Raw genomic sequence first — 26,365 nt, 5'->3', positions numbered from 1 at the left:
TCAACCTCCCTTTGGCCAGACCATCGAAATATCAAACGGACTTTTGGCCGGGTGACTGCCCCCTCAATTCGCTTGAAAAACAGGGTAGTTTTGACTGTTAGCGGCCAAACTGGAAAAAACTTCTTACCAATTGCGACAAAAAGTACTAAATCCTCGGTCGAGATCAGGGCCAAAGCACACCCGTGCCTTTTGCCGATCCAAATAGGGAGGACGATATGACCATCAAAACAACAAGCCGCCGGAACGCGCTGCGCACTCTTGCCGGTGCTGGTGCCGCAACCTTGGCCGCACCGCATATTGCAACTGCAGCCGGTGAAGGAACAACCTGGAAAATCCAGACGTCGCACACAGGCGGGATTGGCCTTGCGACCTTTAAAGACTGGTGCAGTTCCATCGAAGAGAAAACCGGGGGCGAGCTATCTTTTACCGCTTTTGGCGCCAACGACGTGGTTGGGGACTTCCAGCTCTATGACGCGGTGAAAAACGGCGTTCTTGACGCGGTAAACCCGTTCACGATCTACGCGCAAGGCATCATCCCTGCTGCGACCTTCCTCACCAGCTATCCACTTGGGCTGCGCAACCCACATGAATGGGACGTCTTCTTTTACAGCCTCGGCGGTCTGGAGATTGCCCGCGAACTTTACGCCGCACAGGGCATGAAGTTTATCGGCCCGGTCCACCACGGCCCCAACATCATCCACTCCAAGGTGCCGATCCGCTCCATCGACGATTTTGCCGGTCTGAAAATGCGCATGCCCGGTGGTATGGTCGCCGAAGTGTTCAGCGAAATCGGTGCCGAAACAACCGTTCTGCCAGGCTCTGAAATCTTCCCGGCGCTGGAAAAAGGCACGATTGATGCGGCCGACTTTGTCGGACCTGCGGTGAACTACGCGCTTGGCTTCAGCCAGGTGACAAAGTACATCTCCATGGGCCCTCCCGGTTTTATGTCGCTTTATCAGCCGGTTGACCTGATGGACATCACCGTTGGCCAAGCCGCATGGGATGCCCTGACGCCCCAAATGCAGCAGTTTGTCGAGATGGAGACGCACGTCTATTCTGACATGCACCATGCCGCGATCCAGCAAGCGGATCAGGAAGCTTGGGCCAAGTTTGAGGCAGACGGCACAGAGATCAACCGCCTTAGCCAGGACGATGTCGAACTGATGACCGAAGTGGCCGTTCCGATCTGGTTCGACTACGCCAACCGCGACAAGGACGCGGCACGCGTGTTCAAGATCCAGCTCGATTACATGATGTCCGGCTCTTTGGGGTATGTGACGGCAGAGCAGATCGAAGGTCTGACGCTGAACCTCTGATCGGGGTCAGGTACTGACCAAATCAATGTGACGGCCCGGCGTTCTGTCGGGCTGTCCGTGCGAGACATCCCTTTCTCAACAGGACAAAGACATGCCCAGTCTAAGCTTTACGCTGCCACACTGGCTCTATCTGGTTGGCCTGATCGCCTTTCCACTTATTGCCATGGCATTGGCCCGTCGCCCCCAGCCCGCTGATCGTGAATATTCCTCCGCACTTGGATATATGATCCTTGTGACGGGTGGCATCATCGGGCTGCACCGCTTTTACCTCAAAAGCATGCTCGGCTTTCTGTATTTGCCAGTCTTTTTGTTCATTCTCTATTCAAATGGGCAGGAACAGACGGCACGCAACGCCCTGTCAAATGTTACAAATGAGGTGCGCAGTGCCGAGCGGATGATAGACCGCGAAACGCCAAGGCTGGAAAAGGCCCGCGAGGATGTCATCACATTTACCACCGCGTTGTCGGAGGCGGAGGAAGGGTCATTCGCCGAGAAATCCGCGCAACGCAGGCTGGACCGCGCGACTGGCGGTGTCGAGACGAGTTCCGAGCGCATTGAAGAGGCACAACAGGCCCTCGATGCCGTTGGAGACCGACTGGAAATTGCGACGCAGGCGCGGCTTTTCTGGACGAATGCTGCCAAATACGCGCTCTACACCATTCTGGCTTTTCTGGTGATCGACGCGCTGATGTTGCCCGGGATGGTCAGACGCGCAAATGCCGCGATTGAGCCCGAAGAGATGACGGAGCTCGAACGAGCGCTGGCAAATGCCGCAATAGAAGAAGGCCCAAAAGACGACCGCGAATGGGGCAAGAACTGGATCGACCGTCTCTCGCTCTTTTGTGGTGAGTTTGTCTCGTATTGGGCGGTGATCGCGGTCTTTGTCTATTACTACGAGGTGATCGCGCGCTACGTCTTTAATTCGCCCACCAACTGGGCGCATGAGGCGATGTATCTGATGTTCGGCATGCAATATCTGATTGCAGGGTCTTATGCGATGCTGACCGAGACCCACGTACGGGTCGACATCTTTTACGCGCCGTTGAAAAAGAAATCCAAGGCGTGGGTCGATCTGTTGACGTCGGTCTTTTTCTTTATTTTCGCCGGGACGCTGCTGGTGACCAGCTACATCTTTGCGATGGATGCAATCGCCGTCCCCTCCGGTAACGGGGTGCTGTCCTCATGGGCGCGCGGTGAAATTCCGACCACCGAAATGCTGGCCACCTTCAATATGGCGCAGTTCACAGACCCTGCGATCCGCTGGGGCGAGATCAGCTTTAACGAATGGGAAGTCCCGCTTTGGCCAATGAAATGGGTCATGGTGATTGGCGGCCTGCTATTGGTGCTGCAAGGCGTCTCAAAGCTGGCAAAAGACGTGCGCGCAGTCGCAAGAGGGGCATAAAAAATGGGCATTGAAATCGGAATTGAGCTTCTAACGCTCATCATGTTCGGCAGCCTGTTGGCACTTTTGATGGCAGGCTTGCCGTTGGCCTTTGTGACCGGTGGTCTGGCCTGTGTCTTCCTCTTTATCCTTGGGGACGCACAATCGCTCAACATCGTGCCAAGCCGCATCTTTCCGCTGATGACGAACTACCAGTTATCGGCCATTCCGCTGTTTATCTTTATGGCCGCCATGCTTGAGCGGGCGGGGATCATCAACGATATGTTCGATGTGATCTATAAGGTGCTGGGCGGGGTGCGCGGGGGTTTGGCCGCAGCAACGATCATCGCCTCTACTGTGCTTGCTGCGATGGTCGGCGTGATCGGTGCCGCCGTGGTGACCATGGGCATCATCGCCCTGCCCGCGATGTTGAAACGCGGCTATGACCCCAAGATTGCCATGGGTTCGATCATGGCCGGGGGTACGCTGGGCATCCTGATCCCGCCCTCCATCCTCGCGATCATCTATGCGGTTGTGGCGGAACAATCCGTTGGGGAATTGTTTATCGGGGCCGTCATTCCCGGTCTGATGCTGTCGGGCATGTACATTCTGTATGTTCTGCTGCGCAGCGCGATCAATCCAACCCTTGGCCCGCCCATTCCCATCGAAGAGCGGATATCAACGCAGGAAAAGATCCGTCTGATCGGGAAAATGTCCGCGCCAATTGCCTTGATCGCCGTGGTTCTGGGTGTGATCTTTTCCGGCGTCGCCACCCCGGTTGAGGCGGCAGGCATCGGGACGTTTGGCGCGTTCATCGTCGCGGCCATCCACCGCAAGCTGACGTGGCCAACGGTCCGCGAGGCCTGCCTGACCACGCTGAAAGCCAGCGCAATGGTCATCTGGATCATGTTTGGTGCGACCATTTTCGTTGGTCTTTACGTGCTCGAAGGTGGCCAGCAATTCGTGCAGGACAGCCTTGCCGCCACCGGTTTTGGGCCATGGGGCATCCTGATCATCATGATGATCGTGCTGGTCGTTCTGGGCATGTTCCTTGACTGGGTCGGCATCCTGCTTTTGTGCGTGCCGATCTTTGTGCCGATCATCAAGGCCATGGGGCCGGAGCCTTTTGGCATGACCGATCCGAACGATCTGGTGCTGTGGTTTGGGGTGCTTTATCTGGTCAACATGCAGATGTCGTTCCTGTCGCCGCCCTTTGGCTATGCGCTGTTCTACCTGCGCGGCGTGGCACCGCCCGAAATCCCGATGACGGATATCTTCAAGGCAGCACTGCCCTTCCTTGCGCTGCAAATCGTGGCCCTCGTGATCTGCATGTTCTTTCCGCAGGTGATCACTTGGCTACCCAATCTGGTTTACGGATAACGGTTTAGACAAAACGGCGGCCCCACGGGTCGCCGTTTTTACTTGGGGCGGCAACAGGGCATAAAGGCCTCTATTCAAAGGGCCCAATATTTGACACCCTGCATGTGGCAAACAGACGACGGAGGCACCAATGAGCGACCGGTTTGAAGATGGCATGTCCATAAGGCGCGCCGTTCTCGGAGACGCGCATGTCGACAAGACAGAGGCCGAGCGGCACCCGATTGAGACGCCGTTTCAGACACTGATCACCGAAGCGGCATGGGGCACGGTTTGGGCCAGCGACGGTATCAGCCTGCGCGAACGCTCCATGCTGACGCTTGCCTTGCTTGCCGCCACCAGAAATTTTGATGAAATCCCGATGCATATAAGGGCCACCGCGCGTACAGGTGCCAGCCCGCAGGATGTGATGGAAGCCTTTCAGCATGTGGCGATCTATGCCGGGGTGCCCGCAGCAAACCATGCGATCAAACTGGCCAAGCAGACCTATGCGGAAATGGAAGATGCAGGTGAATGAGCAAACGCGCGCTGTCCCCCAGAAACTGGCAGGTACATCCGCCCGCCCTTGCACCGGCCTATAAAACCAGCCGGTTGCGCGCGCCTGCGCAACCTCTCATCGCGATGGACCCGACCATAAGCGAGCTGACGGGCCCCACATTCGTCCCGGCGCAGATCGCTGTGAGCGACAGTGATCTGCTGCAAAACCACAAAACCACAGGCCTCCCGATCGGCGAGCGGATCATCGTGCATGGGCGCGTTCTGGATGAACAGGCGCGACCCGTCCCTCATACGCTGGTCGAAATCTGGCAGGCCAATGCCAGCGGGCGCTATCGTCATGCGAACGACAGCTATTTCGCACCGCTGGATCCGAATTTTGGCGGTTGTGGCAGAGCCCTCACCGATCAGGACGGTGCCTTTCGGTTTCACACGATCAAACCGGGCGCCTACCCTTGGCCAAACGGTCCCAATAGCTGGCGCCCTGCGCATATCCATTTCTCGGTCTTTGGCACCGCATTTGCACAACGCCTGATAACACAGATGTATTTTGAAGGCGACCCGCTGCTGAAGCTTTGCCCGATCTATCAGGCGGTTCCCGACCAGCGCGCCAAAGAGCTGTTGGTTGCCCCGCTGGACATGGAGAGGAGCGAACCGTTTGACAGTATCGCCTATCGCTTTGACATCGTCCTGCGCGGGGCACGTTCCACCCCCTTTGAGAACCGGCCCGAGGGGAATTGACCGTGACCCTGCCTGATACCCCAAGACAGGAAACCGCGTCGCAAACCGCTGGCCCCTATGTCCACATCGGTCTCATGCCCGTCATGGCGGGACTGAGTATTTATCCACAAGAAGTGGGCCGCGCCCTTGCAGGGCCAGATACGCAAGGTGAGCGTATCGAGGTGCAAGGTTCCATTTTTGACGGCGCGGGCGAAGCTATAAAAGATGCAATCATTGAGGTCTGGCAGGCGGATGCCGAGGGCGGCTTGGCAGGAAACGATGGGTTCACCGGGTGGGGGCGCGTGGCGACGGACTTTGATACAGGTGTATTTTCGTTTGAAACCATCAAACCGGGATGCGTTGCGGCACAGGGCGGCAGGGTGATGGCCCCTCACCTCACCCTCTGGATTGTTGCACGGGGGATCAACATCGGGCTGAACACACGGATGTATTTCCCGCAGGACAGCCAAGCGCACGACATTGACCCCGTGCTGTCAGGATATGTACCGCAAGACCGGCGCGACACCCTGATCGCCCGGCGCGAGGGAGACAGCTATCACTTTGACATTCACCTGCAGGGCGCGCGGGAAACTGTTTTCTTTGGTTTCTGACGTTTAGCCCTGCAAAACACCGTTCAAATAGGCCGCATTGCCTTTCAGCGCGGCATAATCGTCTTGCACGACATAAATACCGAAATCTGTCATGAAATCTGCAAAGCGGCCTTTGTCCAGAAACGCCGCTTCGAAATTCGCGTCCTTCATGAACGGCGCGATTGCGCCGGACAGCCCGCCCACCAGATAAATGCCACCGAAGGGCAGTTGCACCAACGCAAGATTGGCAATGACCATCGCCGTCAGGCGCACGAAATACTGCACAGTTTCGACCGCAAGGTCATCGCTGTCATCCACACACGCGGACATGATGGCTGCCGAGTTCAACACGCGACTTTCGCCAGCCTCATGCGCCACGAAGGCAAAGACACGCTCCAGCCCGCGGCCCGACAGGATGTCATCAATCGCGGCAAACCCGTGATGTTCCTCGATGAACGCACAGAGCCGCAGGTCCTGATCCGTTCGGATCGGCATGTTGGCATGGCCGCTTTCAGACGTGGCCACATAGGCACCGGCCTGCGTCATGAAAACCGGGGAGGCATTGAACCCCGTCCCAAGGTTTACGACAAGACGCGCGTTGCCTTTGGCCGTTGCAGACCCTTGGCGCACGCAGGCAAGATCATCGGATGCCAGTTGATCAAGCGCATATCCCTGCGCCTGCAAGTCATTGAGCAAGGCCACATGTGCGGCCCCTGTCGCCTTGGCTATTTCTTCGGCGTCCATGTCCCAGTCAAGATTGGTCAGCCGCCCCTTGCCGCCATTGACGGGCCCTGCGATCGCAACACAGACAGCCTTTGGCCGCACATTCCCCTCGGCGGCAAGATACTGCGCCAGAACGGAGGTGAACCCGTCATTTTCCGCATTGCGATAGCGCCGGATCGTGGGGTTGAGCACGTCTACACCATCGCATAAAGCCACGCGCGTGTTCGTACCGCCAATATCTGCAACCAAGGAATACTTTTGCGAAGGGTGAGGCATAGATGGTAATCCAAAAAAGGCCGGGTTGACCGGCAATCAAGACCGTACTGGCCTTCTAGTGAGCGCTAACACGCAGGTCAACGCGGCTTGCGCGCGTTCAGAAGTGCGCTATGGAAAACCAACAGCGTCATGGCCCGGTTGCCATTGCGGGTATTTCGGCATGATCGCCGAAAAGGCGTCACTTGCGAGAAACTGCGCCAGCCAGTGCTGGAGCCGTGGCCAGTCCTGCGCATCAAACCACGGTTTATCAATGAATGCGAATTGCCGCACAAAGGGTAAAATCGCCAGATCGGCCAACGTTGCCTTGCCAAACAAAGACTCTGAAAGCTGCGCCTCAAGCGCATATAAAAACTCAGCCGCCTGTGCGCGCGCCACCCCTTGGTCGGACTCCGGGTATCGTGTGGCATATTTCGTGCGATCAAGCGCCGCTTTGAATGGACCATCGCAGGTTTCGATCAATTGCCAGCCGGTGTCGGGCATGTCCAACAATCTCTCCGGGTCGTTCTGCTTCAACGCCCAGATCATGATATCGAGGCTCTCGTCGATCACGCCCTGATCCGTGACCAGACAGGGGACTGTGCCGCTGGGCGAGGCGTTCAGAAACGCCTGCGGCTTGTCTTTCAGCACGACTTCGCGCAGGCACACGGGAACCTGCGCAGATACCAGCGCAAGACGTGCGCGCATCGCGTAAGGGCAGCGGCGAAAGGAATAGAACACAGGCGTCATCGCCTGCAATTTGCCAGCTTACGCCGCCCGCAACAAGCCACCCAAAGACATCAGATCACTGTGCGGCCATGGGCAGACGCGCCAACTCGCATTGCGTCCACAGTTCACCCAATGCGGCCACCAGATGGTCGATGTCTGCGGCGCTGTGGACCGGGGACGGGGTGATGCGCAAACGCTCCGTCCCCTTCGGAACCGTCGGGTAATTGATCGGCTGGATGTAGACGCCGAAATCCCGCATCAGAATATCGGAAATGTACTTGCATTTGACCGGACAGCCCACCATCACCGGAATGATATGGCTCGGGTTCATCTCATGCGGAATGCCGAGGGCATCCAGCCGCGCGCGCACTTCGGCCACACGGTTTTGATGCGCGTCGCGTTCTGTCTGCGACGTCTTGAGATGGCGGACGGAGGCTGCTGCCCCCGCGGCCACGGCGGGCGGCAGGGCTGTGGTAAAGATAAACCCGCTGGAAAAACTGCGCACAAAATCGCACAGATCAGCGGATGCAGCGATATAGCCGCCCACGACGCCAAAGGCTTTGCCCAGAGTGCCCTGGATCACAGTCAGCCGGTCCATCAGTCCTTCGCGATCTGCAATGCCACCGCCGCGCGCGCCGTAAAGGCCAACCGCGTGGACTTCATCCAGATATGTCATGGCGTTGTATTTATCCGCCAGATCGCAGATTTCAGCAATGGGTGCGATGTCGCCATCCATGGAATAAACGCTCTCGGATGCGATCAACTTGGGCCGATCGAGCGGTTGTTGCGCCAGTTTGGCCTCAAGGTCGGCCAGATCATTGTGTTTCCAGATTTGACGTTCTGCTTTGGAATGGCGGATGCCTTCGATCATCGACGCATGGTTGAGCGCATCTGACAGCACAAGACAGTCAGGAATTCTGCCCGCCAGCGTCCCCAGCGCGGCCCAGTTGGACACATAGCCGGAGGTAAAAAGCAATGCGCTTTCCTTGCCGTGTAAATCCGCAAGCTCTGCTTCAAGTTTCACATGATCGTGGGTCGTGCCTGAGATGTTACGCGTACCACCTGCACCCGCACCGCAGCGGTCCAGCGCATCATGCATCGCGCGCAGCACGTCGGGGTGTTGCCCCATGCCAAGGTAGTCATTCGAACACCAGATCGTCACCGGTTTCTCGGTCTCGCCGCCATGTGACTGCGCCCGTGGGAAAGCGCCCCGTTTCCGTTCAAGTTCAGCGAATACGCGGTAGTTACCCTCTTCTTTCAGGCTTGAAAGCGTCTTTGCGAAATACGATCCATAATCCATGTGGTCTGATGCCCTCCCGTTTCACCTCCAAGAAATACACTTGTCACAAACAGCCCCGCTTTGATCCAGATCAGAAAACCGAACCGCTCAGGTAAGCCATTGGTCGTGGGTCAGCGGCTCGTATTCCGCGAACCAGTTGTCAGAATCGAGCCATCTTCGGCAATGGACAGCATATCACCTGACACAAAAGGCGGGTCTGGCAGGAGCACAACCGCAGGTGCGCGCCAGCCCATCTGCCGGGCGACAACCACGCCGATGGGCAGGATTGCGTCGCGCTGCCCGAGGATCAGCGCAAGCGGGTTGAGTTTGCGGTAAATCAGCTCAAGCAGCACCGCTGACGAGCTGCTTGACCCGATCAGGTGCGGCAGAACGATGATCTTACCTGTGATCGGCGCGCCCCGTTGTGGGTGGCCCGCCAGCACCACTTTGGAGGAAGCCGGATCAACACCGCCCCAGAAACTCAACGGCGCGTCCATGCGCAAGACCTCGCCGCGGGTGACGCCTGCGCATAACACCTCCGCCTGCCACCGCATCACCAAGCCCCCCCAGAGCAGATGACCCGGCCTGCGCGGGCACTTGCGACACAGTTTTTCAGGCTTCCGAAGACCGGGTCATAGCCAGTATTTCCTTTGGCATAATGGGCAAATTTGGCGGAGTTGGTCATCAAAACACCGGGGCGATCAGGCAGAATTGGCGTCACAACCACGCAGGTGTCCAGAACAAACACAACGCCCAAAGCCTCAAGCGCCTGCGCTGTGCGGTCCTTTTCCAGATCGGTCATACTGTGGCGGCCGAGGCAAACATAGACCGGCACTTTGAACGGTATGCCACCCGCCATCTCGAGCAGCGAGCGACATTCATCGGATGAAAAATGGGGACTGCCCAAGGCCACCGCATCAATGCGACCGCTATCCGCATGGCTCAAATCCTGTTTGGCAGCGATCATCATGCGCGGTGTGATCGCGATAACTTCACGGGCTTTGGTGCCCCCGAATGCGGTTGCCTGATCAGGGGCCTCAGGCGTGATGCCAATCAGATGGACAAGCCCCACCGCCCCGGTTGACGCAGCACCCGCGAATAATGCCTTGAGCTGATCCTCACCCGGGGTGCCGACGATACCCTTAACGGCGCAAACGCGCGCGCCTGCCAGACGACCGATCAACGCGCCAAGGACCGGAAAGAAAACCTCATCCTGCTGCCATTCCGCAGGGATGTCAGCCAGGTCGAGCAAGAGGGTCGCATGTCGGTTTTCAGCAAGGTGCAGCCCATAATAAGGCGCGCGGCCCGCAATTGCGCAGGCAATGTCCAGAAAGTCACCATAACGATTGGTGCGCGCGCCCAAAACACTGTTGCAAAAAGCCACCGCGTTGGATTCCCCCCATGCGACCTGCGTGCCAAAAGCCGGGCGCGCACCCGCCTGATAGGGCGCGCAGGTCCAGCTGGGAATGCAGCCCAACCGTTCGTGCGCAACCATTAACCGAAACGCCATTTTCCGCGCCTCGCCGGACAGGCGGGATTGCGCGGGTTTCAAGAGGTTCAAAGCACCCACATTGGTCGTCGCAGGCACAGCAGTTTGTGCGCCAAGCTCAACCAACCGCTCGCAAAAAAGGGTCCCGGACGCGCCATGATAAAGACACCCGTCAATATGAGCAAAATGGATCGGCACCAGCCGGTCAGCTCCCAGAATTTGCGCGGCCTCCAGCACAATTTGCAATGCCATACGATGACCTTGCGATCCGGTCTGCCCGTCAAGCACCGCCGCTTCGTCCTCAGTCAACTGGATGCTCGCCAACATGCCACCTCCGCTTCGGCTGCGATACTGCGGCTGAAACCGGGCCGGTACAAGTCTTGCGCCAACACATATCATCGCAGCACGTGATGCGCGTCGTATTTGAGGATAAGCATGTCCGGTTTCAGACTGGCAAGGTGCAAAAACCCTGCCATTTTCGGATCAAGAGGATAGCCAATGCGATATTCAGGTTTTCAGGTCATCAAAGAAGCGCTGACAGGGCACAAAGGCTGGGCGCCTGCGTGGCGCGACCCTGAACCCAAAAGCCAATATGACATCGTCATCATTGGCGGCGGCGGGCATGGTCTTGCCACCGCCTATTATCTTGCGAAGGAATTCGGGCATAAAAAGATCGCCGTTCTTGAGAAGGGATGGATTGGTGGCGGCAACGTCGGGCGCAATACCACGATTGTGCGATCAAACTATCTGCTGGATGGCAACGCGCCCTTCTACGAATTCGCGCTCAAGCTCTGGGAAGGGCTGGAGCAGGATTTCAATTATAACGCGATGGTCAGCCAGCGCGGGATATTGAACCTGATTCATACGGATGCGCAGCGGGATGCCTTTATCCGACGCGGCAATGCCATGCGGTTGAACGGAATCGATGCTGATCTTTTAAGCGTTGATGAGATCAGGGCACGCTATCCCTTCCTCAATTTCGAAAACGCGCGCTTCCCGATCAAGGGTGGTCTGGCCCAACACAGGGGCGGCACGGTGCGACACGACGCCGTGGCCTGGGGGTACGCGCGCGGCGCCGACAGCCGAGGCGTCGACATCATCCAGAACTGTGAAGTGACGGGTTTTCGCGTTGAAAACGGCTGCTGTACCGGTGTCGAAACCTCGCGCGGCTTTGTCGGCGCGGGCAAGATCGGCTGCGCGGTTGCCGGATCTTCGGGGCGATTGATGTCCAAAGTCGACATGCGCCTGCCCATGGAAAGCCACGTCTTGCAGGCCTTTGTCAGCGAAGGTCTGAAACCCGTCTTGCCGGGTGTCATCACATTCGGTGCAGGGCATTTTTATTGCAGCCAGTCCGACAAGGGTGGTTTGGTCTTTGGCGGCGATCTGGACGGGTATAATTCCTATGCGCAGCGCGGCAATCTTCCCGTACTCGAAGACGTCTGCGAGGGTGGCATGGCGATTTTCCCGATGATGGGCCGCGCGCGGCTTTTGCGCATGTGGGGCGGGATCATGGATATGTCGATGGATGGCTCTCCGATCATAGACCGGACGCACATCGACGGGCTCTATTTCAATGGCGGGTGGTGTTACGGGGGCTTCAAGGCAACGCCTGCATCCGGTTTCTGCTTTGCCCATCTGCTGGCCAAGGACGCGCCGCATCCGACCGCAACGGCCTTCCGCTTTGACCGGTTCGAAAAAGGGCGCATGATTGATGAGAAAGGGATGGGCGCACAGCCCAATTTGCACTGATGATCATTAATCACCCCCTTCTTGGCCCGCGCGACAGCTCCGAATTCACCTATCTTGGGGACGCATCGTTGATCGACCGGCCCGATCCACAGGCGGACACCGCAGCGCAGGATTTCTACGAATATCAATACATTCGTGAAAACCCCGCGGGGCTCTTGCGCGAGCTTTGGTTTCATGAGGGGGGCGATCGGTCCTGGCTGGTCGTGACCCGCAATACCATTACCCATGAGATAACGTCAGTTGAGATGGCGCGCGACGTCGCGCGCGCGCGGGGGCGCAGCATATGAGCCAAATCAACAGGGTCGGCGGCGGCCAGATTGACCGCACCCAAATACTGAAATTCAATTTCGACGGCACCCAATACACAGGGCACCCCGGCGATACGCTGGCTTCCGCATTACTAGCAAACAATGTGCGGCTTATGGGCCGGTCGTTTAAATATCACCGTCCGCGCGGCCCGCTGACCGCAGGGTCCGAGGAACCAAACGCGCTGGTGGAACTGCGCGGCGGCGCACGTCAGGAACCCAACACGCGCGCCACCACAACCGAGCTTTACGACGGGTTGTGGGCGAAAAGCCAAAACCGCCTTGGATCGCTGCGCTTTGATCTGCTGGCCATCAACGATCGCCTGTCAAACTTTCTGACAGCCGGGTTTTATTACAAGACTTTCATGTGGCCCGCCGCCTTTTGGGAAAAGCTCTACGAGCCGATCATCCGACAGGCCGCTGGTCTTGGGTCTTTGTCCCTAAAGGCAGACCCCGACGATTACGATAAAGGGTTCCTGCATTGTGACCTTCTGATCATTGGTGCGGGACCCTCGGGGTTGATGGCGGCCCTGACCGCTGGTCGATCCGGTGCGGATGTGATCCTTGCCGATGAAGATTTCCGCATGGGCGGGCGCTTGAACAGCGAAGTTCTCAGCGTCGATGATCAAACCGGCAGTGACTGGGCCTTGACCACGCTGTCAGAGCTTGCGAGTCTGCCAAATGTGCGGTTGATGCCCCGCACAACGATCCTTGGCGCATTTGACCACGGAATTTACGGCGCAGTTGAACGGGTCAGCGATCATCTGCGGACACCCCAAGCGGGTAAGGCGCGTCAGGTTCTGTGGCGCATTTACACGCAAAACGCGATCCTCTGCGGTGGCGCAACCGAACGCCCGATTGCCTTTGACAACAACGACCGACCCGGCATCATGCTGGGCTCCGCCGTGCGTAGCTATGTGAACCGCTTCGGGGCCGCGCCGGCGCATCGGATTGCTGTGTTCACTAATTCGGACGAGGGGCATCAGACCGCTCGCGACCTGACAGGCAAAGGTATCAAGGTCGCTGCAGTTATCGACACACGCGAAACGGCCCCCCTGAGCACCGATTTCGAAGTAATCGCCGGGGCGCAGGTCGTCGATACCAGAGGTCGCCTTGGCCTCACCTTTATCGACGTGCAAATGCCCGACGGCAGCCCGCGCGTCATTGAATGTGGTGCCTTGGCCGTGTCAGGCGGCTGGAACCCCAATGTGCATATGACCTGTCATCACGGTGGCCGCCCGGTATGGAATGAAAAGCTTGCCGCATTTGTACCGGGCGCGTCCCTGCCCCCCGGCATGACAGTCGCAGGTGCCGCCCGCGGTGATCTGTCGACCATGGGCGCATTGCGCGGGGGCGCGCAGGCGGCAAAGGCAGCGTTGGGTCTGAAAGGCCGGTTGCCCAAACTGCCAAAGGCCGAGGATGCTGAGGTGTCCGTGACGCCATTTTGGTACGTAGAGGGCGCAAGCCGCGCCTGGCTCGATCAGCAGAACGACGTTACCGTCAAGGATGTCAAGCTGAGCCATCAGGAAGGGTTTCGCTCCGTTGAGCACCTCAAGCGCTACACCACGCTTGGCATGGCAACGGATCAGGGCAAAACCTCGAATATGGGCGGGTTGGCGATCATGGCCGAAATGGCCGGAAAATCGATCCCCGAAGTGGGGACAACGATGTTCCGCCCGCCTTACACACCCGTGGCTCTGGGTGCACTTGCAGGTCGCTCGGTTGGCAAAGATTTCAAGCCGGTCCGCAAAACACCGAGCCACGAATGGGCCAAAGAGCGCGGTGCGGTTTTTGTCGAGGTGGGAAACTGGCTGCGCGCACAGTGGTTTCCGTTGCCGCATGAAACACATTGGCGCGAAAGTGTTGATCGTGAAGTGCTGGCAACGCGCCGGTCGGTCGGGGTGTGCGATGTCACGACGCTGGGCAAGGTGGATGTGCAGGGCAGTGATGCTGCGACCTTTCTCAACAAGGTTTACTGCAATGGCTTTGCCAAATTGGCAGTGGGCAAAACGCGCTATGGCTTGATGCTGCGCGAGGATGGCATCGCCATGGATGACGGCACCGCCGGGCGCCTTGCCGAAGACCATTTCGTGGTGACAACCACAACCGCGAACGCGGTAAACGTCTATCGGCACATGGAATTCGTGCATCAGTGTCTGTTCCCTGGTCTGGATGTGCAACTGATTTCCACCACCGAAAGCTGGGCACAGTTCGCCGTTGCCGGTCCAAATTCCCGTGCGGTTTTGCAACGCATCGTTGATGCGGACTATGACCTGAGCAACGAAGCCTTTCCCTTCATGGGCTGTGGCAACATCACGGTCTGCGGTGGGCTGCGCGCACGGCTCTTTCGTATCTCCTTCAGTGGGGAACTCGCCTATGAAATCGCCGTGCCGACCCGCTATGGCGATGCGTTGATGCGACGCCTTATGCAGGTGGGCGCAGAATATGACATCACCCCCTACGGCACCGAAGCGCTCAGCGTGATGCGGATCGAAAAGGGCCACGCTGCGGGGAACGAACTGAACGGTACCACCACGGCGCTGAACCTCGGTCTGGGGCGGATGGTCAGTCAGGCAAAAGACAGCATCGGTGCGGTTCTGTCGCGACGCGAGGGCCTGAACGAGCCGGATGCGTTTCGGCAGGTCGGGATCAAACCCGTCAACGCCGACAGGGAAACCCCGGCAGGCGCACATCTGATGGCGGCTTCTGGTCCGGTGGACGCGGCCCACAGTCAGGGCTATGTCACGTCGGCCTGCTATTCACCAAACCTTGGCCACCATATCGCATTGGCCTTTGTAAAGAACGGCGATGCGCGCATCGGTGAAGTCATGCGGCTGGTCAGCCCGCTGACAGAGTATGAAACACAAGTCGAGATCGTCAGCGCCCATTTCATAGACCCGGACGGAGAACGCCTGCGTGCATAATCTATCACCAACATCCGCCTTGGGAGCGTCTGCGCCACGCGCCGATGAGATCGGCACGATCCGGATTTCGGAGAACTTCGGCCTTGCGCTGGCATCTGTTTCAGCGCGCCATGGGCAGGAGGAACGCTGCGCCGACGCGCTCAGTACCTATATCGGAGCAACCGCGCCCGGCCCTGCCAGAGCTGTTATCGGCGAGCCTTTTGCCGCTTTCTGGACCGGACCCGATCAATGGATGGTGTCTGCACCGTTCGAGACGCATGAATTACTGGCCGATGACCTCAAGGCGTCGCTGCAAGATGCGGCCTCCGTCACTGAACAAACGGACGGATGGGTTGTTTTCGATGTCACAGGCGCCGGTGTTGTCGACCTGTTCGAGCGCTTATGCCCCGCCCCGGCCAGACGGATGGTGGCAGGCGATGGTCAGCGCACGACGATACATCACATCGGTTGCTTTTTGAACTGCCACGCTGAGGCGCAAGGCTTTCAGGTGCTGGGGCCGCGTTCGTCCGCTGGCACGTTGCATCATGCCCTGATGACCGTAGCGCGGGCTGTTCTTTAGGACACCACGGGCACTGCGAGGTTCTTGCGAACCCTGAACAGATTTACCTTTTCGCGATCCTCTGCCGGGTGAAGCCCAAAGACCTCCTTGTAGTTCTGGATCATGGGCGTGGCAGATGCATAGCCCACCGCCAGGGCAATCGCCGTCATATTATCGTTGGAATAGCGCACGAGTTGACGCGCGGCGTTCATCCGCATCATGCGGTAATACTGCAATGGACTGTGGCCTGTGGCTTTGCGAAACATGCGCTCAAGCTGCCGCGCAGAAACGCCGACGATATCTGCCACATCGGCGACTTTCACCGGGTCCTCGATATGGCTGCTGAACAACTCGATGGATTCCCTGACGACTGTGGGCAGCATATCATCCGTGCTTTCCGCGCGCACCGTCGGCACCCTCTGATCGACGCCTTGACCGCGCACAAGCGCATGTTGAAACCAGCAGGCAACTTCGGTGGAAACGCCCTGCCCCAGCTGCTCTGCCACGAGATGCAGCGCAAGATCAAAGCCAGCGGCGGCGCCTGACACCGTGATGCGGCGACGGTCAATGGAAATCACTTCGTTTGTGGCAGAAATGCGCGGGAACTCTTGGGCGAAGGCCGCGGCGTAACACCAGTGAACCGATGTGCGAAAACCCTGCAACAAACCCGCTCTGGCCAGTGGGAAAACCCCACCACTGACCGCCCCCAAGGTCACGCCATGGCGTTCCAGTTTGCGCAACTGAGCATCAGACCTGGAGGGGTCCGCAAAAGAGCTGGCAGGGGCCGCCATCAGGTACAGCTGATCAATGTCATGCACATCATGCAGCCCCGCATCGGCCTGAAAAACAACCTGCGCGCTGGATGTCACCGTATTCCCGTCCTCGGACAAAATTACCCAGTCGAAGGCATCCACCTCCGCGATCTCATTCGCCGCGCGCAACGGTTCAATCATTGAGGTCAGGCAGGCCATGGGGAAGCCCGGGAAAATCAAGAAGCCGATGGTTATTTTGTTCTTTTGTGACATGAGCATATCTTATCAGGATGAATGATCAGGAAGCCAGCCTGAGACCAAAGTATTTGCTGGCGCGCAAATCAGGTCAGGCATTTATTTGCCGTTCATCCCGCTTGATTGGTTCCTGTGGGGTCCGTAGCAGGGGGCTTGAGCATATCAGATTTGACTGGTGATCGCGCTGTCAGGGCATCAGGGGCCGCTTTACTGACGTGATCGCATGACCCTCAGTCTGGCAAGTCCGGCATCCACGCCAGCGTATCATCCGTTGGCTGCGTTGACTTATACTCAGCCCCGAGGGGTTTGTTCCACCCCAACCCTTCGATCACGCCAAAGATATGCGGGTAGTTGACTTCGCCCCCAATGGGCGGACCCCGATCCGGCACACGCGCGAACTGGATATGCCCGATCACCGGCATCAGGCGCGCAAGTCTGTTACTCAGATCGCCCTCCATCAGCTGGACATGATAACAGTCAAACATCAACTTCAGGTTTGATGCACTAACTCGGGTGATAATCTCTTGCGCATGCGTTGTCGTGCTCAGGAAATACCCCGGCGCATCATAGTGGTTTAACGGTTCAATTAAAATATTGATGCCATGCGGTCCCGCTTGTTCACAGGCGTATTCCAACGCCTCCACAAAGCAGTTTTCAGCGATGACACCCTGTGCAAAGCCCGCCATCACATGCACGTTTTGCGCCCCGATCGCCTGCGCATAGCTGATCGCCTGATCAATGGCGGCGCGTGCTTCCACCTCTCGACCGGGCAAGGCGGATAATCCGTTTTCGCCCGCATCCAGATTTCCGCGCAGCGTATTGAGCCCGAGCATGGGCAGACCGGTCGTTTTCAGTGCTGCAACGACGTCTTGTGCAGCTTCTGCGTAGGGCCAATGGCATTCAACCGCATCAAAGCCCGCTGCCTTTGCGGCATGTATCGCCTCCGGCAGAGGACGGTCGGTCCAAAGAAAGCCCAAGTTCGCAGAAAACTGCATCATTCCTCCCAATCTACGTCAAAGTGCGTCACGATATCGGTGATCTGTGCCGCATTCAGCATCCGGGGCTGAAGCCCGCGTGTCATCAACGCCAACCGTGCGGTATCCTCAAGCTCTTCGATCGCGTTGCACGCCGCCTCCACGTCTTTTCCGGCCACCACCGGGCCATGGTTGGCCAACATCACCGCGCTGCGTTTGCCCGCCAGACTGCGCACGGCCTTGCCCATTGCCGCATCACCGGGCCGAAAGAACGGCAGCAGCCTGACCTTGCCAAGCTTCATGATGGCATAGGGCGTCAGCGGCGGCAGAAAATTGTCTTCATCCGCGTCCGGCATCATGGAAAGCGCGACAGCGTGACAGCAATGCAAGTGCACAACCGCCCCTGCGGTCGAGCGGGTATCATAAAATGCTGAATGCAAGGGCATTTCCTTGGTCGGCGCATCACCACCGATCAATTTTCCCGTTGCATCAAAGCGGCTTAACCGACCCGGATCAAGGCGCCCGAAACTTGTACCGGTTGGCGAGACCAAAAGTCCCCCATCATCCGTGCGCGCCGAGATATTGCCGGTACTGCCGCCCGTCAAACCACGGTCAAACATAGATTTCGCCAACTGGCAGATCTGTTCCCTGAGGCGATTTTCTGCGGTCATGACGCGTCCAGCACCTCAATCGCTTTGGCAAAGAAATCTGCATCGCCAAAATTACCTGATTTGAGCGTCAGCGCGATGTGTTTGCCTGCGCTTTCGCAATACGTCCAAGGCACACCGGGCGCAATTTCAGAACCGATATCAAGCTGAGACACCCCAAGCGCCTTGGTCACCGCGCCTGATGTCTCGCCCCCCGCCACGACAAACCGTCTGGCGCCGCGATCCCGCGCAAGAACGGCCAGCTGTGCCAGCGCGTCTTCCACAATTTCACCGGCCCGGGCGACACCCAGTTTCGCTTGCGCTGCCAGAACGTCGGCGGGTTCAGCCGTGGCGTAGATCAGCGGCATCGCGTTTAGCGCTTGGTTCTGAAGCCATTCGAGCGCCTTTTCTGGACCCTCTTCGGCCAGTTCCAGCGGGTTAAGTCGAAAGCCGGGTGCTTTCGTAAGGTACTTTGCGACCTGCGTTTGCGTCATTGCTGAACAGCTACCCGATAGAACGATGCCATCAGCGACCACGTCAGGTTTTTGGCGAATGACTGTGTCTGCTTCTATAAGCCCGTCGCGTAGATACAGCGCTGGCAGCGGCATGGCGAGCGCACTCCCCCCGGTCAAGAGCGGCATATCCCGGCACGCCTCGGCAATCACCGACAGATCCTCATTTGCGACCGCGTCGACAACGATATGAGCGGTATCTTTGCTTGCGTGATCCTGCATTGCGACCCGCACAGCGTCCGTGCCGCGTGCAACGGTCAGACGGTCGATCAATCCAACGGGGCGCGTCACCTGTGGTTTCAGCAGGCGCATCAGGTTGCTGTCCCGCATAGGCGTAAGGGGGTGATCCTTCATCGGGCTTTCGGACAGGGGGTGTTGCCCGACAAACAGGTTCCCCATGAAAATTGAGCGCCCATTTTCCGGAAAGGCCGGGCAATAGATCGTCTGATCCGCGTTCAGGGCCACCATCAGCGCCTCTGCAACCGGACCGATGTTGCCTTCAGAGGTACTGTCGAAAGTCGAACAATACTTCCAGAAAAAGCGTGTGGCACCGGAACTGCGCAGCCACTCCAAAGCAGCGAGGCATTCGGCCACCGCCGCATCCACCGGCGCGGTCCGGCATTTGAGTGCGATGACCTCAAACGGAGCCGTATCGGTGGGCGGTTCCTGTGGTACACCAATGCGCAAAGATACGGGCATACCGGAACGCGCGAGCAACCCTGCAAGATCAGTGGCCCCGGTAAAGTCATCAGCAATACAGCCAAGGATAGTATTCATCTGCTCTGCCTTATTCCCTGTCTTCAGCTTTCACCGGGCAGCGTGAGCCCGGCGTTGCGCGCGTATACTTTGGCGACGGCCGCGTCATCCTCGTGGCCCAATCCCTGCCCCGCTGCCGCGACAAACTGTTGAAGGGCGGCTGCTGTGATCGGCGCGCTGAACTGCGCGTTTTTGGCTATATCGAGCACGATACCAAGATCCTTGGGCCAGATGTTCACCGAACTATGCGGTGTGTAATCGCCCGCAACAATGTGCGGTGCGCGGTTTTCCAGCATCCAGCTGGTGCCCGCACATTTGCTGATCACCTCGACAAACTTGTCCGGGCTGACCCCTTGCGTCATACCAAAGGTCAGCGCTTCGGCCATGGTTGCAATATGCACCCCTGCCAGCAGTTGATTGACGGCCTTCATCGCCGATCCCGCCCCGGCGCTGTCGCCCAGTTCAAAAACCGTTTCTGCGATGCTGTCCAGAACAGGGCGCGCGGCGTCAAATGCTTCTGGCGTACCCGCTGCCATGATCGACAACTTACCCTGAGCCGCCTTGATCGACCCGCCCGAGATTGGCGCATCCAGATAGTGCACACCATATTCCGCGCATCTGGCACTCATGGATTCTGCAAAGTCCGGAGGCACCGTGGCACAAGCGATAACGACCGCCCCATTGGCCAAGTCTGCCACCACCCCGTTGTCGCCGAACAACACGGATTCCGTCTGGGCAGCGTTCAGCACAACGACCACCACGACCTCTAGCTGCGGGGCAAGATCGCCAAGCGCGCCAGTCTGCCCGCCGTCGGCAAGGAAACGCGCAGCTTGTTCCGCGTTCACATCAAATCCATAAGTCTGATGCCCCCCGCGCAGCGCCGATAAGGCGATGCCATACCCCATGGAGCCCAGGCCGATGACGGCTGTCTGTCGCGTGTTTTCCATTCTGCGCCCTTGATTAGCTACGTTTTTCCAATCGTAACGTTTTACGCAGCCAATGTCCGTAGAAATCAAACAGTTTTATGCAATTAAAGGCGATGCAATTTGTGCTTGGCCAGCAGGCCGACCAACATGTCGCGTGCGACGCGCCTGTGGCTTTGATGCAGCCTGCGCGCTTGATCCGGCTGGCCTGCTGCGATGGCCGCGTAAACCGCCCGGTGATCTGCATTCGAGCGCACAGGAGAGGGGCGCATATAAAGCGTCATGACGCGCGCGCGGCGCACCTGATCCGCCATCATTGCCACGATGGCCTCGATGCGCTGGTTCCCACCCAAACGCACCAGTTCAAGATGAAAGGCATCATCCGCACGGGCCCATGCCTCCCGGTCGTCACGTGCAAGGGCTGTGTCCATCTCGTCGATAGCCGCTTCCAGCGCGCGCAGATCATCCGAACCATAGCCCTGTCCGGCGGCGCGCTCAGCGGCGTGGCTTTCAAGCAGGGTAAGCACATCGTATATCTCACACATATCTTGCGACGACACGCCCAGCACACGGACACCACGGCGCGGGCGCACCTCAACAAGACCCTGCGCCTGTAGCGACAACGCCGCCTCGCGCACGGGCGTACGCGACATGCCCAACCGCGCAGCAAGCTCGGTTTCCAGATGATCCGATCCGGGGCTCAGATCACCGCTGAAAATGAGGTCACGCAACATCCTGATCGCGCGCTGCGTGTTAGATGCGGCATTGATGTCCGTCATGTCACGAGCACCTTCGCACCCTCTTGTGCGGATCGGTAAATGGCATCGCGGATGCGGATGACTTTGCAGTACTCTTCCGCTTCGTTTTCGAACATGCCGCTCCCCCGCAAGCCAGCAACCACATGTGTTTGCAGCGCATGCACGCAATCCCCGCCAAATCCATCCCACCGGTCGGGGGGCAACAAGAGCGTTGTTTCTGCTGAACCAAAGACCCGTTTTTCAACCCGCCCGTCGCCGAACAGGGACAGCGTCCCGCCAGTCCCTTCAATCAAGGCCTCGCCCATGGTGCGCCGCAGGTTGTCGCTTGCGTGGTCAAGATGCCTGTTCCCATCAAAAACCGACCTGATACCGCCTTTGTGTTCAAAGATAATATAGCCTGCATCTTCGCCCGCAATCACCGGGTTCAGGCGACGTAGATCGGCATAGACCGAGACCGGATCACCAAAGAGAAACCGGAAGGTGTCAATCCAATGCACGGCGGTTTCGTGGACCAAAAACGCAGGCATCTTTTGGAAATAGGGCTGTCGGTCCAGATAGGCATCGGGGCCCTGACCATCGCCGGGGCGCAACCGAAACACGGCCTGATGCACATCGCCAATGCCACCACGCGCGATCTCAGCCTTGATGGCGCGGTACCACGGCATGAAGCGAAAATTCTCATGCACGATCAGCCGCGCCTGCGCATGTGCCGCGCGCGCGGCGGCTTCTTTTGCTTGCTCGAGGGACGTGCAAAAGGGCTTTTGGCAGATGATCGTTTTGACGCCAGCCTCAAGGGCCGTATTGATAGTGGCAGCCTGCGCTGCCGGGGGCAAAATAATGTCCAGAATATCCGGTGATGTGCGTTGGATCATTTCGCCCGTGTCTGAATAGGCCGGGCAGCCTGTCGCCTGCGCCGCTGAAATTTGCGTATCAGCAACACCAACGACTTCAACGTCTTTGATCCGCGCCCATGATCCCAGATGGAACTGGCTGAAATAGCCCGCCCCGACGCAGGCAAGGCGCAGCGCGTTTGTCATTGCTTTAGTACGCTGTCCAGGACGGCGCGGGCTGCTTCTGCCGTGCTGGCCACGCCACCCATATCCGCCGTAAGATGGTGACCCGCACCGATGACGGCTTCTACGGCCGCCTGCAACTGGCTGCCGTCGCGTTTCAGGCCTGCACAGTCATGTCGTTCCCCCAACCAAACCAGCATCATTGCCGCCGACAGGATCATGGCCATCGGATTGGCCACGCCCCGCCCCGCGATATCCGGGGCCGATCCATGACAGGGCTGGAACACTGCATGATCCAGACCCATGTCAGCCGAAGGGGCAACGCCCAAGCCCCCCATCAGACCTGCGCCGAGGTCAGACAAGATGTCGCCGAACATGTTTTCCGTGACCAAAACATCGAATTCCCAAGGCTTAAGGACAAACCACAAGGCCGTGGCATCGACATAAGCGTGATCCGCCTGCACATCGCCGTGTTTGGCGGCCTCCGCATCAAAAAGTGCGCGAAAAAAGGCGAATGCGCGAAACACATTTGCCTTGTCCACACAGGTCAGACGTCCCTTTCCGCGGCCTGATGCCTTGCGCGATTTTGTCAGATCAAAGGCAAAACGGAACAGTTTTTCAGATGTCTCGCGCGTGATCAGGAGCGTTTCGCGCGCCTCATCCTGGGTAACTTCCCCACAGCCTTGCGTATGAAACAGCCCTTCGGTGCTTTCGCGGATCAGCACGAAATCCACCTCTTGGTCAGGTGTAAGCTTCAAGGGCGTGTTCAGCCCCGGAAATATCCGAACTGGTCGCACACCCGCAAACAGATCGAGTTTCTTGCGCAGTTCGATCTGTGGCGAGATTTCGGTGCCATCGCGATAGCGCACCGATGGCAACCCCATGGCGGAGAGCAGGATTGCATCAGCCGACTGCGCCTGCGTCATGGACGCCTCCGGCAAAGACTCTCCGAACTGCGCGTAATGCGCGGCCCCCGCAGCACAGGGGATGAAATCGAAATCATAGGCGGCACGCTCGGACAGGGCGCGTAATATCTCGACGGTGGGGGCCGTGATCTCGGGGCCAATGCCGTCCCCCTCGAAAACAGCGATCTTATAGGCGTTTTGCATGGCTCATTCTCAAATCAGGAGGTCAGGGGCGAAATCCACTTTCATGGCGATTGCATTAGCGTATACATTAATGCATACTTTATTCAACCGCGCAGAACGCTTGACCAGAAAAGCACCCTAGAAGAGAGCGAAACGAATGTTTGCAGTCACGGTCACATTCTCCCTTAAAGCGGGGCGCGCTGAAAAATTCATGCCGCTGATGTATGAGAACGCGAGGGCGTCGTTGGAGAATGAGGTCGGCTGCCTGCAGTTTGACGTGGCAACAGACAGCGCGCGCCCGGAGGAGGTTTTTCTGTACGAGATATATTCAGACGCTGCCGCATTTGACGCACATCTTCGCACTGCGCATTTTCAGGCCTTCGATACCGCAACCGGCGATATGATTGCAGCCAAGGACATTAAAACCTACCGGAGTGTCGTTCAGTGAGCACATGGGAAGTACACGCCATCAAATATGCGGATCGAAACAGCCGCACACGGCGCGACAGCTTTATCTTTGATGACAATCACGACGCGCCCCATCCGATGGATTATTTCATATGGCTGCTGCGTCGAGGCAACGAGGTGATCCTCGTGGACACTGGATATGACCAGCCAGAAGCGCAAAATCGCGATCGTCCCATCCGGATGGACCCTGTTGCCGCCTTGCGCCCCCTTGGGATACTGCCGGAGCAGATCGACCACGTGATCGTCACCCATCTGCACTACGATCACGCGGGCGGCTTGCACCTTTTCCCGAATGCGAAACTGCATATGCAGGCGGCAGAAATGGCCTATGCCACCGGCCCCTGCATGTGTCATGACACCTTGCGCATGCCCTTCACGGCGGATCATATCTGCGAAGCGGTCAAGCGCCTCTATGCGGGCAAGGTAATCTTTTACGAGGGCGACGCAGAAGTAGCGGATGGCGTGAGCGTCCATTGCATCGGCGGGCACAGCCGTGGCCTGCAGGCGGTCCGCGTCCGGACGCAAGCGGGTTGGCTCGTGCTGGCATCGGACGCCGCGCATTATTATGAGAACGTTTTTGCCCGCAAACCCTTCCCGATTGTAGTTGATCTGCAAAACATGCTGGATGGCTTTGCGACCCTTGAAAGGCTGGCCTCCAGCCCGGATTTGATCATACCCGGTCACGACCCGCTGGTGGCCGCGCTTTTCCCGCAGGGCGCTGCAGCGCATATACGGCGCCTGGATCAAGGTCCGACGTCCCCAGTCCCACGATAGCGAAAAACGCACAATAAACAGGCACAGCGATTTAAATTGCGGCTGAATTCTTTCCTCATTCTGGTCATTTCGTTTGGCCTTATGTGAAGCTGACGCAAGTTTGAAACGACCTGAAGGCCCTCTTCCTTGCTCATGCGCACTGCCACACCGCTGGACCAACCCCGCGCCATCGGCTTTGCCCGTGTCAGCAGCAAGCGGGTCAATGGTGGCTCTGGCATCGACGGATTGCGACAGTCGGGCGCGCTGAAGCTCTTGTTTCCAACATCCCGCCACATCGTTCAGGCGACCCTGATCAACACAGCAGGCGGTGTCACAGGGGGCGACCGGTTTGAAATTGACGGCTGTGCCGGTGCGGGGTCCCGGTTGACCATGACGACGCAGGCGGCAGAGCGCGCATATGGCGCACAAGTTGGCCAAACCGGCGAGATCAAAACAAACCTCAAAGCCGAAGCAGGCAGCCACCTTTTCTGGCTGCCACAGGAGACGATCCTCTACAAAAATGCCGCAATCGACCGCCATCTCAGCGTGAACCTCAGCACGGGGGCCGAGTTCCTGATGGTTGAACCGGTCCTCTTTGGGCGCAGGGCCATGGGTGAAGATGTCAGCGCTCTCGCCTTTCGGGATCGCATTGATATCCGACGTGACGGCGCGCCGATTTACCACGACGCCATTCACTTACAGGGCGATGTGGCCGCGCACCTCGACAGACCGGCGATTGGCGGTGGCGCGCGCGCGATGGCAAGCCTCGTGTGGGTGTCACCTGATGCACAAGGGCGCATTGATGCATTGCGCCGGATAATTGGTGCCTCAGGCGGCGTCAGCCTTTTGCACAAGGATGTTCTGGTCATGCGCCTTTTGGCCACGGATGGGTATATCCTGCGGCGCTCCTTGATACCCGTGCTGGACCTGATCACGGATGACACTCTTCCCCAAAGCTGGAGGCTATAGGCTATGCAACTCACCCCACGGGAAAAAGACAAGTTACTTATCTCAATGGCCGCCGAAGTTGCCCGCAAAAGGCTCGCGCGCGGGGTCAAGCTGAATCACCCTGAGGCGATTGCACTGATCACCGATGCAGTTGTTGAAGGTGCACGCGACGGGCGGTCCGTTGCCGATATGATGGAAGCAGGCGCGCAGGTGATCAATCGCGACCAGTGCATGGAGGGGGTGCCCGAGATGATCCACGATGTGCAGGTCGAGGCGACCTTTCCCGATGGCACCAAGCTTGTCACAGTCCACAACCCGATCCGCTAGGAGGCACCCATGATCCCCGGAGAAATCATGCCCAAAGAGGGTAACATCACCCTGAATGAAGGGGCCGAGGCCATCACGCTGATGGTGGCAAACACAGGGGATCGCCCGGTGCAGGTCGGCAGTCATTACCACTTCGCTGAGGCAAACGCGGCGCTGGAGTTTGACCGCGACACCGCGCGCGGCATGCGTCTCGACATTACCGCAGGAACCGCCGTACGCTTTGAACCAGGCCAGAGACGCGACGTGCAGCTGATCCCGATATCAGGTGCGCGGCGTATCTTCGGGTTCAATCAGCAGGTCATGGGTGATCTCTAACGCCCCCTG

General features: G+C 58.3%; 28 protein-coding genes. 15 read left to right on the top strand and 13 right to left on the bottom strand.

The genetic code is table 11. The features are described from left to right. Positions 1 to 215: 215 nt before the first annotated feature. The 6 genes from dctP to pcaG all read left to right on the top strand — a co-directional run bounded on the left by dctP (position 216) and on the right by pcaG (position 5,900). Complete coding sequence (dctP, locus tag RLO149_RS03320) at positions 216 to 1,316, top strand: TRAP transporter substrate-binding protein DctP (RefSeq protein ID WP_013960643.1); 1,101 nt, start codon at positions 216 to 218, stop codon at positions 1,314 to 1,316. Positions 1,317 to 1,407: 91 nt separating this feature from the next. Beyond that, positions 1,408 to 2,718, top strand: a complete 1,311-nt coding sequence (locus tag RLO149_RS03315) for a TRAP transporter small permease subunit (RefSeq protein ID WP_013960642.1) — start codon at positions 1,408 to 1,410, stop codon at positions 2,716 to 2,718. A 3-nt stretch (positions 2,719 to 2,721) separates the two neighbouring features. Then, positions 2,722 to 4,077, top strand: a complete 1,356-nt coding sequence (locus tag RLO149_RS03310; RefSeq protein WP_013960641.1) for a TRAP transporter large permease — start codon at positions 2,722 to 2,724, stop codon at positions 4,075 to 4,077. 130 nt (positions 4,078 to 4,207) lie between these two features. Then, positions 4,208 to 4,591 carry a 4-carboxymuconolactone decarboxylase gene (gene pcaC, locus RLO149_RS03305; protein WP_013960640.1) on the top strand — a complete coding sequence of 128 codons (384 nt, stop codon included), beginning with the start codon at positions 4,208 to 4,210 and terminating at the stop codon, positions 4,589 to 4,591. Beyond that, positions 4,588 to 5,310, top strand: coding sequence for a protocatechuate 3,4-dioxygenase subunit beta (gene pcaH / locus RLO149_RS03300; RefSeq protein ID WP_013960639.1), 723 nt, complete (start codon positions 4,588 to 4,590; stop codon positions 5,308 to 5,310). The genes pcaC and pcaH overlap by 4 nt, the downstream gene beginning before the upstream one ends. A gap of 2 nt (positions 5,311 to 5,312) precedes the next feature. Then, on the top strand, positions 5,313 to 5,900 hold the full coding sequence (gene pcaG / locus RLO149_RS03295; protein ID WP_013960638.1) for a protocatechuate 3,4-dioxygenase subunit alpha: 588 nt from the start codon (positions 5,313 to 5,315) through the stop codon (positions 5,898 to 5,900). A 3-nt stretch (positions 5,901 to 5,903) separates the two neighbouring features. Here the strand turns inward: pcaG and RLO149_RS03290 are convergent, their stop codons facing one another. From RLO149_RS03290 to RLO149_RS03270, 5 genes are all read right to left on the bottom strand, one after another. Further along, complete coding sequence (locus RLO149_RS03290; RefSeq protein WP_013960637.1) at positions 5,904 to 6,878, bottom strand: glucokinase; 975 nt, start codon at positions 6,876 to 6,878, stop codon at positions 5,904 to 5,906. A 108-nt stretch (positions 6,879 to 6,986) separates the two neighbouring features. Continuing rightward, the gene (locus RLO149_RS03285; RefSeq protein ID WP_013960636.1) at positions 6,987 to 7,604 is read right to left on the bottom strand and encodes a glutathione S-transferase; all 618 of its coding nucleotides are present in this window, start codon (positions 7,602 to 7,604) and stop codon (positions 6,987 to 6,989) included. Between the two features lie 55 nt (positions 7,605 to 7,659). Then, a complete protein-coding gene (gene hemA, locus RLO149_RS03280) occupies positions 7,660 to 8,883 on the bottom strand; it encodes a 5-aminolevulinate synthase (RefSeq protein ID WP_013960635.1) in 1,224 nt (407 codons plus the stop codon). Between the two features lie 110 nt (positions 8,884 to 8,993). Further along, on the bottom strand, positions 8,994 to 9,416 hold the full coding sequence (locus RLO149_RS03275) for an aconitase X swivel domain-containing protein (RefSeq protein WP_013960634.1): 423 nt from the start codon (positions 9,414 to 9,416) through the stop codon (positions 8,994 to 8,996). After that, entirely contained in the window at positions 9,416 to 10,678 is a 1,263-nt protein-coding gene (locus tag RLO149_RS03270) for an aconitase X (protein ID WP_013960633.1), read from the bottom strand. Before RLO149_RS03270 ends, RLO149_RS03275 begins: the two co-directional genes overlap by 1 nt. A gap of 171 nt (positions 10,679 to 10,849) precedes the next feature. Here RLO149_RS03270 and RLO149_RS03265 point away from each other — a divergent pair, with 171 nt between their 5' ends. The 4 genes from RLO149_RS03265 to RLO149_RS03250 are packed head-to-tail and all read left to right on the top strand — an operon-like array spanning position 10,850 to position 15,888. Continuing rightward, complete coding sequence (locus RLO149_RS03265; protein WP_013960632.1) at positions 10,850 to 12,100, top strand: sarcosine oxidase subunit beta family protein; 1,251 nt, start codon at positions 10,850 to 10,852, stop codon at positions 12,098 to 12,100. Beyond that, entirely contained in the window at positions 12,100 to 12,387 is a 288-nt protein-coding gene (locus RLO149_RS03260; protein ID WP_013960631.1) for a sarcosine oxidase subunit delta, read from the top strand. Before RLO149_RS03265 ends, RLO149_RS03260 begins: the two co-directional genes overlap by 1 nt. Further along, a complete protein-coding gene (locus tag RLO149_RS03255) occupies positions 12,384 to 15,329 on the top strand; it encodes a sarcosine oxidase subunit alpha family protein (protein ID WP_013960630.1) in 2,946 nt (981 codons plus the stop codon). Before RLO149_RS03260 ends, RLO149_RS03255 begins: the two co-directional genes overlap by 4 nt. After that, entirely contained in the window at positions 15,322 to 15,888 is a 567-nt protein-coding gene (locus RLO149_RS03250) for a sarcosine oxidase subunit gamma (protein ID WP_013960629.1), read from the top strand. The genes RLO149_RS03255 and RLO149_RS03250 overlap by 8 nt, the downstream gene beginning before the upstream one ends. Here RLO149_RS03250 and RLO149_RS03245 read toward each other — a convergent pair. The 8 genes from RLO149_RS03245 to RLO149_RS03210 all read right to left on the bottom strand — a co-directional run bounded on the left by RLO149_RS03245 (position 15,885) and on the right by RLO149_RS03210 (position 23,566). After that, a complete protein-coding gene (locus RLO149_RS03245) occupies positions 15,885 to 16,892 on the bottom strand; it encodes a GlxA family transcriptional regulator (RefSeq protein WP_044025513.1) in 1,008 nt (335 codons plus the stop codon). The genes RLO149_RS03250 and RLO149_RS03245 overlap by 4 nt on opposite strands. Before the next feature lie 212 nt (positions 16,893 to 17,104). Further along, on the bottom strand, positions 17,105 to 17,869 hold the full coding sequence (locus RLO149_RS03240) for a hydroxypyruvate isomerase family protein (RefSeq protein ID WP_013960627.1): 765 nt from the start codon (positions 17,867 to 17,869) through the stop codon (positions 17,105 to 17,107). Beyond that, positions 17,869 to 18,519, bottom strand: a complete 651-nt coding sequence (otnC, locus tag RLO149_RS03235) for a 3-oxo-tetronate 4-phosphate decarboxylase (protein ID WP_013960626.1) — start codon at positions 18,517 to 18,519, stop codon at positions 17,869 to 17,871. Before otnC ends, RLO149_RS03240 begins: the two co-directional genes overlap by 1 nt. After that, positions 18,516 to 19,784, bottom strand: a complete 1,269-nt coding sequence (gene otnK, locus RLO149_RS03230) for a 3-oxo-tetronate kinase (RefSeq protein WP_013960625.1) — start codon at positions 19,782 to 19,784, stop codon at positions 18,516 to 18,518. Before otnK ends, otnC begins: the two co-directional genes overlap by 4 nt. A 23-nt stretch (positions 19,785 to 19,807) precedes the next feature. Beyond that, positions 19,808 to 20,710: an L-threonate dehydrogenase gene (ltnD, locus tag RLO149_RS03225; protein ID WP_013960624.1), complete on the bottom strand. Its 903-nt coding sequence runs from the start codon at positions 20,708 to 20,710 to the stop codon at positions 19,808 to 19,810. A gap of 83 nt (positions 20,711 to 20,793) precedes the next feature. Beyond that, positions 20,794 to 21,465 (bottom strand): GntR family transcriptional regulator, encoded by a 672-nt coding sequence (locus tag RLO149_RS03220; RefSeq protein ID WP_013960623.1) that lies wholly within the window; start codon positions 21,463 to 21,465, stop codon positions 20,794 to 20,796. Beyond that, complete coding sequence (locus RLO149_RS03215) at positions 21,462 to 22,481, bottom strand: Gfo/Idh/MocA family protein (protein WP_013960622.1); 1,020 nt, start codon at positions 22,479 to 22,481, stop codon at positions 21,462 to 21,464. The genes RLO149_RS03220 and RLO149_RS03215 overlap by 4 nt, the downstream gene beginning before the upstream one ends. Continuing rightward, positions 22,478 to 23,566: an isocitrate/isopropylmalate dehydrogenase family protein gene (locus RLO149_RS03210; RefSeq protein ID WP_013960621.1), complete on the bottom strand. Its 1,089-nt coding sequence runs from the start codon at positions 23,564 to 23,566 to the stop codon at positions 22,478 to 22,480. The genes RLO149_RS03215 and RLO149_RS03210 overlap by 4 nt, the downstream gene beginning before the upstream one ends. Before the next feature lie 136 nt (positions 23,567 to 23,702). On the opposite strand from RLO149_RS03210, the gene RLO149_RS03205 reads away from it, so the two are divergent. The 5 genes from RLO149_RS03205 to RLO149_RS03185 all read left to right on the top strand — a co-directional run bounded on the left by RLO149_RS03205 (position 23,703) and on the right by RLO149_RS03185 (position 26,356). Continuing rightward, positions 23,703 to 23,993: a putative quinol monooxygenase gene (locus tag RLO149_RS03205; RefSeq protein ID WP_013960620.1), complete on the top strand. Its 291-nt coding sequence runs from the start codon at positions 23,703 to 23,705 to the stop codon at positions 23,991 to 23,993. Then, positions 23,990 to 24,787 carry an N-acyl homoserine lactonase family protein gene (locus tag RLO149_RS03200; protein WP_013960619.1) on the top strand — a complete coding sequence of 266 codons (798 nt, stop codon included), beginning with the start codon at positions 23,990 to 23,992 and terminating at the stop codon, positions 24,785 to 24,787. Before RLO149_RS03205 ends, RLO149_RS03200 begins: the two co-directional genes overlap by 4 nt. Positions 24,788 to 24,919: 132 nt before the next feature. Next, positions 24,920 to 25,735, top strand: coding sequence for an urease accessory protein UreD (locus RLO149_RS03195; RefSeq protein ID WP_013960618.1), 816 nt, complete (start codon positions 24,920 to 24,922; stop codon positions 25,733 to 25,735). Positions 25,736 to 25,738: 3 nt separating this feature from the next. Then, the gene (locus RLO149_RS03190) at positions 25,739 to 26,041 is read left to right on the top strand and encodes an urease subunit gamma (RefSeq protein ID WP_013960617.1); all 303 of its coding nucleotides are present in this window, start codon (positions 25,739 to 25,741) and stop codon (positions 26,039 to 26,041) included. A 9-nt stretch (positions 26,042 to 26,050) separates the two neighbouring features. Beyond that, positions 26,051 to 26,356, top strand: coding sequence for an urease subunit beta (locus tag RLO149_RS03185; protein WP_013960616.1), 306 nt, complete (start codon positions 26,051 to 26,053; stop codon positions 26,354 to 26,356). Positions 26,357 to 26,365: the final 9 nt, after the last annotated feature.

Origin of the sequence: Roseobacter litoralis Och 149 (genome assembly GCF_000154785.2) — a bacterium.
Taxonomy (GTDB): Bacteria; Pseudomonadota; Alphaproteobacteria; order Rhodobacterales; family Rhodobacteraceae; genus Roseobacter; species Roseobacter litoralis.
Note: the sequence above shows the minus strand (reverse complement) of the source record. Positions and strands in the feature narration are given on the sequence as shown.

What these genes read in the sequence shown, in the direction of transcription:
- dctP (WP_013960643.1), top strand. Translation starts at nt 216, where the DNA reads ATGACCATCAAAACAACAAGCCGCCGGAACGCGCTGCGCACTCTTGCC.
- RLO149_RS03315 (WP_013960642.1), top strand. Translation starts at nt 1,408, where the DNA reads ATGCCCAGTCTAAGCTTTACGCTGCCACACTGGCTCTATCTGGTTGGC.
- RLO149_RS03310 (WP_013960641.1), top strand. Translation starts at nt 2,722, where the DNA reads ATGGGCATTGAAATCGGAATTGAGCTTCTAACGCTCATCATGTTCGGC.
- pcaC (WP_013960640.1), top strand. Translation starts at nt 4,208, where the DNA reads ATGAGCGACCGGTTTGAAGATGGCATGTCCATAAGGCGCGCCGTTCTC.
- pcaH (WP_013960639.1), top strand. Translation starts at nt 4,588, where the DNA reads ATGAGCAAACGCGCGCTGTCCCCCAGAAACTGGCAGGTACATCCGCCC.
- RLO149_RS03290 (WP_013960637.1), bottom strand. Translation starts at nt 6,878, where the DNA reads ATGCCTCACCCTTCGCAAAAGTATTCCTTGGTTGCAGATATTGGCGGT.
- RLO149_RS03285 (WP_013960636.1), bottom strand. Translation starts at nt 7,604, where the DNA reads ATGACGCCTGTGTTCTATTCCTTTCGCCGCTGCCCTTACGCGATGCGC.
- hemA (WP_013960635.1), bottom strand. Translation starts at nt 8,883, where the DNA reads ATGGATTATGGATCGTATTTCGCAAAGACGCTTTCAAGCCTGAAAGAA.
- RLO149_RS03275 (WP_013960634.1), bottom strand. Translation starts at nt 9,416, where the DNA reads ATGCGGTGGCAGGCGGAGGTGTTATGCGCAGGCGTCACCCGCGGCGAG.
- RLO149_RS03270 (WP_013960633.1), bottom strand. Translation starts at nt 10,678, where the DNA reads ATGTTGGCGAGCATCCAGTTGACTGAGGACGAAGCGGCGGTGCTTGAC.
- RLO149_RS03265 (WP_013960632.1), top strand. Translation starts at nt 10,850, where the DNA reads ATGCGATATTCAGGTTTTCAGGTCATCAAAGAAGCGCTGACAGGGCAC.
- RLO149_RS03260 (WP_013960631.1), top strand. Translation starts at nt 12,100, where the DNA reads ATGATCATTAATCACCCCCTTCTTGGCCCGCGCGACAGCTCCGAATTC.
- RLO149_RS03255 (WP_013960630.1), top strand. Translation starts at nt 12,384, where the DNA reads ATGAGCCAAATCAACAGGGTCGGCGGCGGCCAGATTGACCGCACCCAA.
- RLO149_RS03245 (WP_044025513.1), bottom strand. Translation starts at nt 16,892, where the DNA reads ATGTCACAAAAGAACAAAATAACCATCGGCTTCTTGATTTTCCCGGGC.
- RLO149_RS03240 (WP_013960627.1), bottom strand. Translation starts at nt 17,869, where the DNA reads ATGCAGTTTTCTGCGAACTTGGGCTTTCTTTGGACCGACCGTCCTCTG.
- otnC (WP_013960626.1), bottom strand. Translation starts at nt 18,519, where the DNA reads ATGACCGCAGAAAATCGCCTCAGGGAACAGATCTGCCAGTTGGCGAAA.
- otnK (WP_013960625.1), bottom strand. Translation starts at nt 19,784, where the DNA reads ATGAATACTATCCTTGGCTGTATTGCTGATGACTTTACCGGGGCCACT.
- ltnD (WP_013960624.1), bottom strand. Translation starts at nt 20,710, where the DNA reads ATGGAAAACACGCGACAGACAGCCGTCATCGGCCTGGGCTCCATGGGG.
- RLO149_RS03220 (WP_013960623.1), bottom strand. Translation starts at nt 21,465, where the DNA reads ATGACGGACATCAATGCCGCATCTAACACGCAGCGCGCGATCAGGATG.
- RLO149_RS03215 (WP_013960622.1), bottom strand. Translation starts at nt 22,481, where the DNA reads ATGACAAACGCGCTGCGCCTTGCCTGCGTCGGGGCGGGCTATTTCAGC.
- RLO149_RS03210 (WP_013960621.1), bottom strand. Translation starts at nt 23,566, where the DNA reads ATGCAAAACGCCTATAAGATCGCTGTTTTCGAGGGGGACGGCATTGGC.
- RLO149_RS03205 (WP_013960620.1), top strand. Translation starts at nt 23,703, where the DNA reads ATGTTTGCAGTCACGGTCACATTCTCCCTTAAAGCGGGGCGCGCTGAA.
- RLO149_RS03195 (WP_013960618.1), top strand. Translation starts at nt 24,920, where the DNA reads ATGCGCACTGCCACACCGCTGGACCAACCCCGCGCCATCGGCTTTGCC.
- RLO149_RS03190 (WP_013960617.1), top strand. Translation starts at nt 25,739, where the DNA reads ATGCAACTCACCCCACGGGAAAAAGACAAGTTACTTATCTCAATGGCC.
- RLO149_RS03185 (WP_013960616.1), top strand. Translation starts at nt 26,051, where the DNA reads ATGATCCCCGGAGAAATCATGCCCAAAGAGGGTAACATCACCCTGAAT.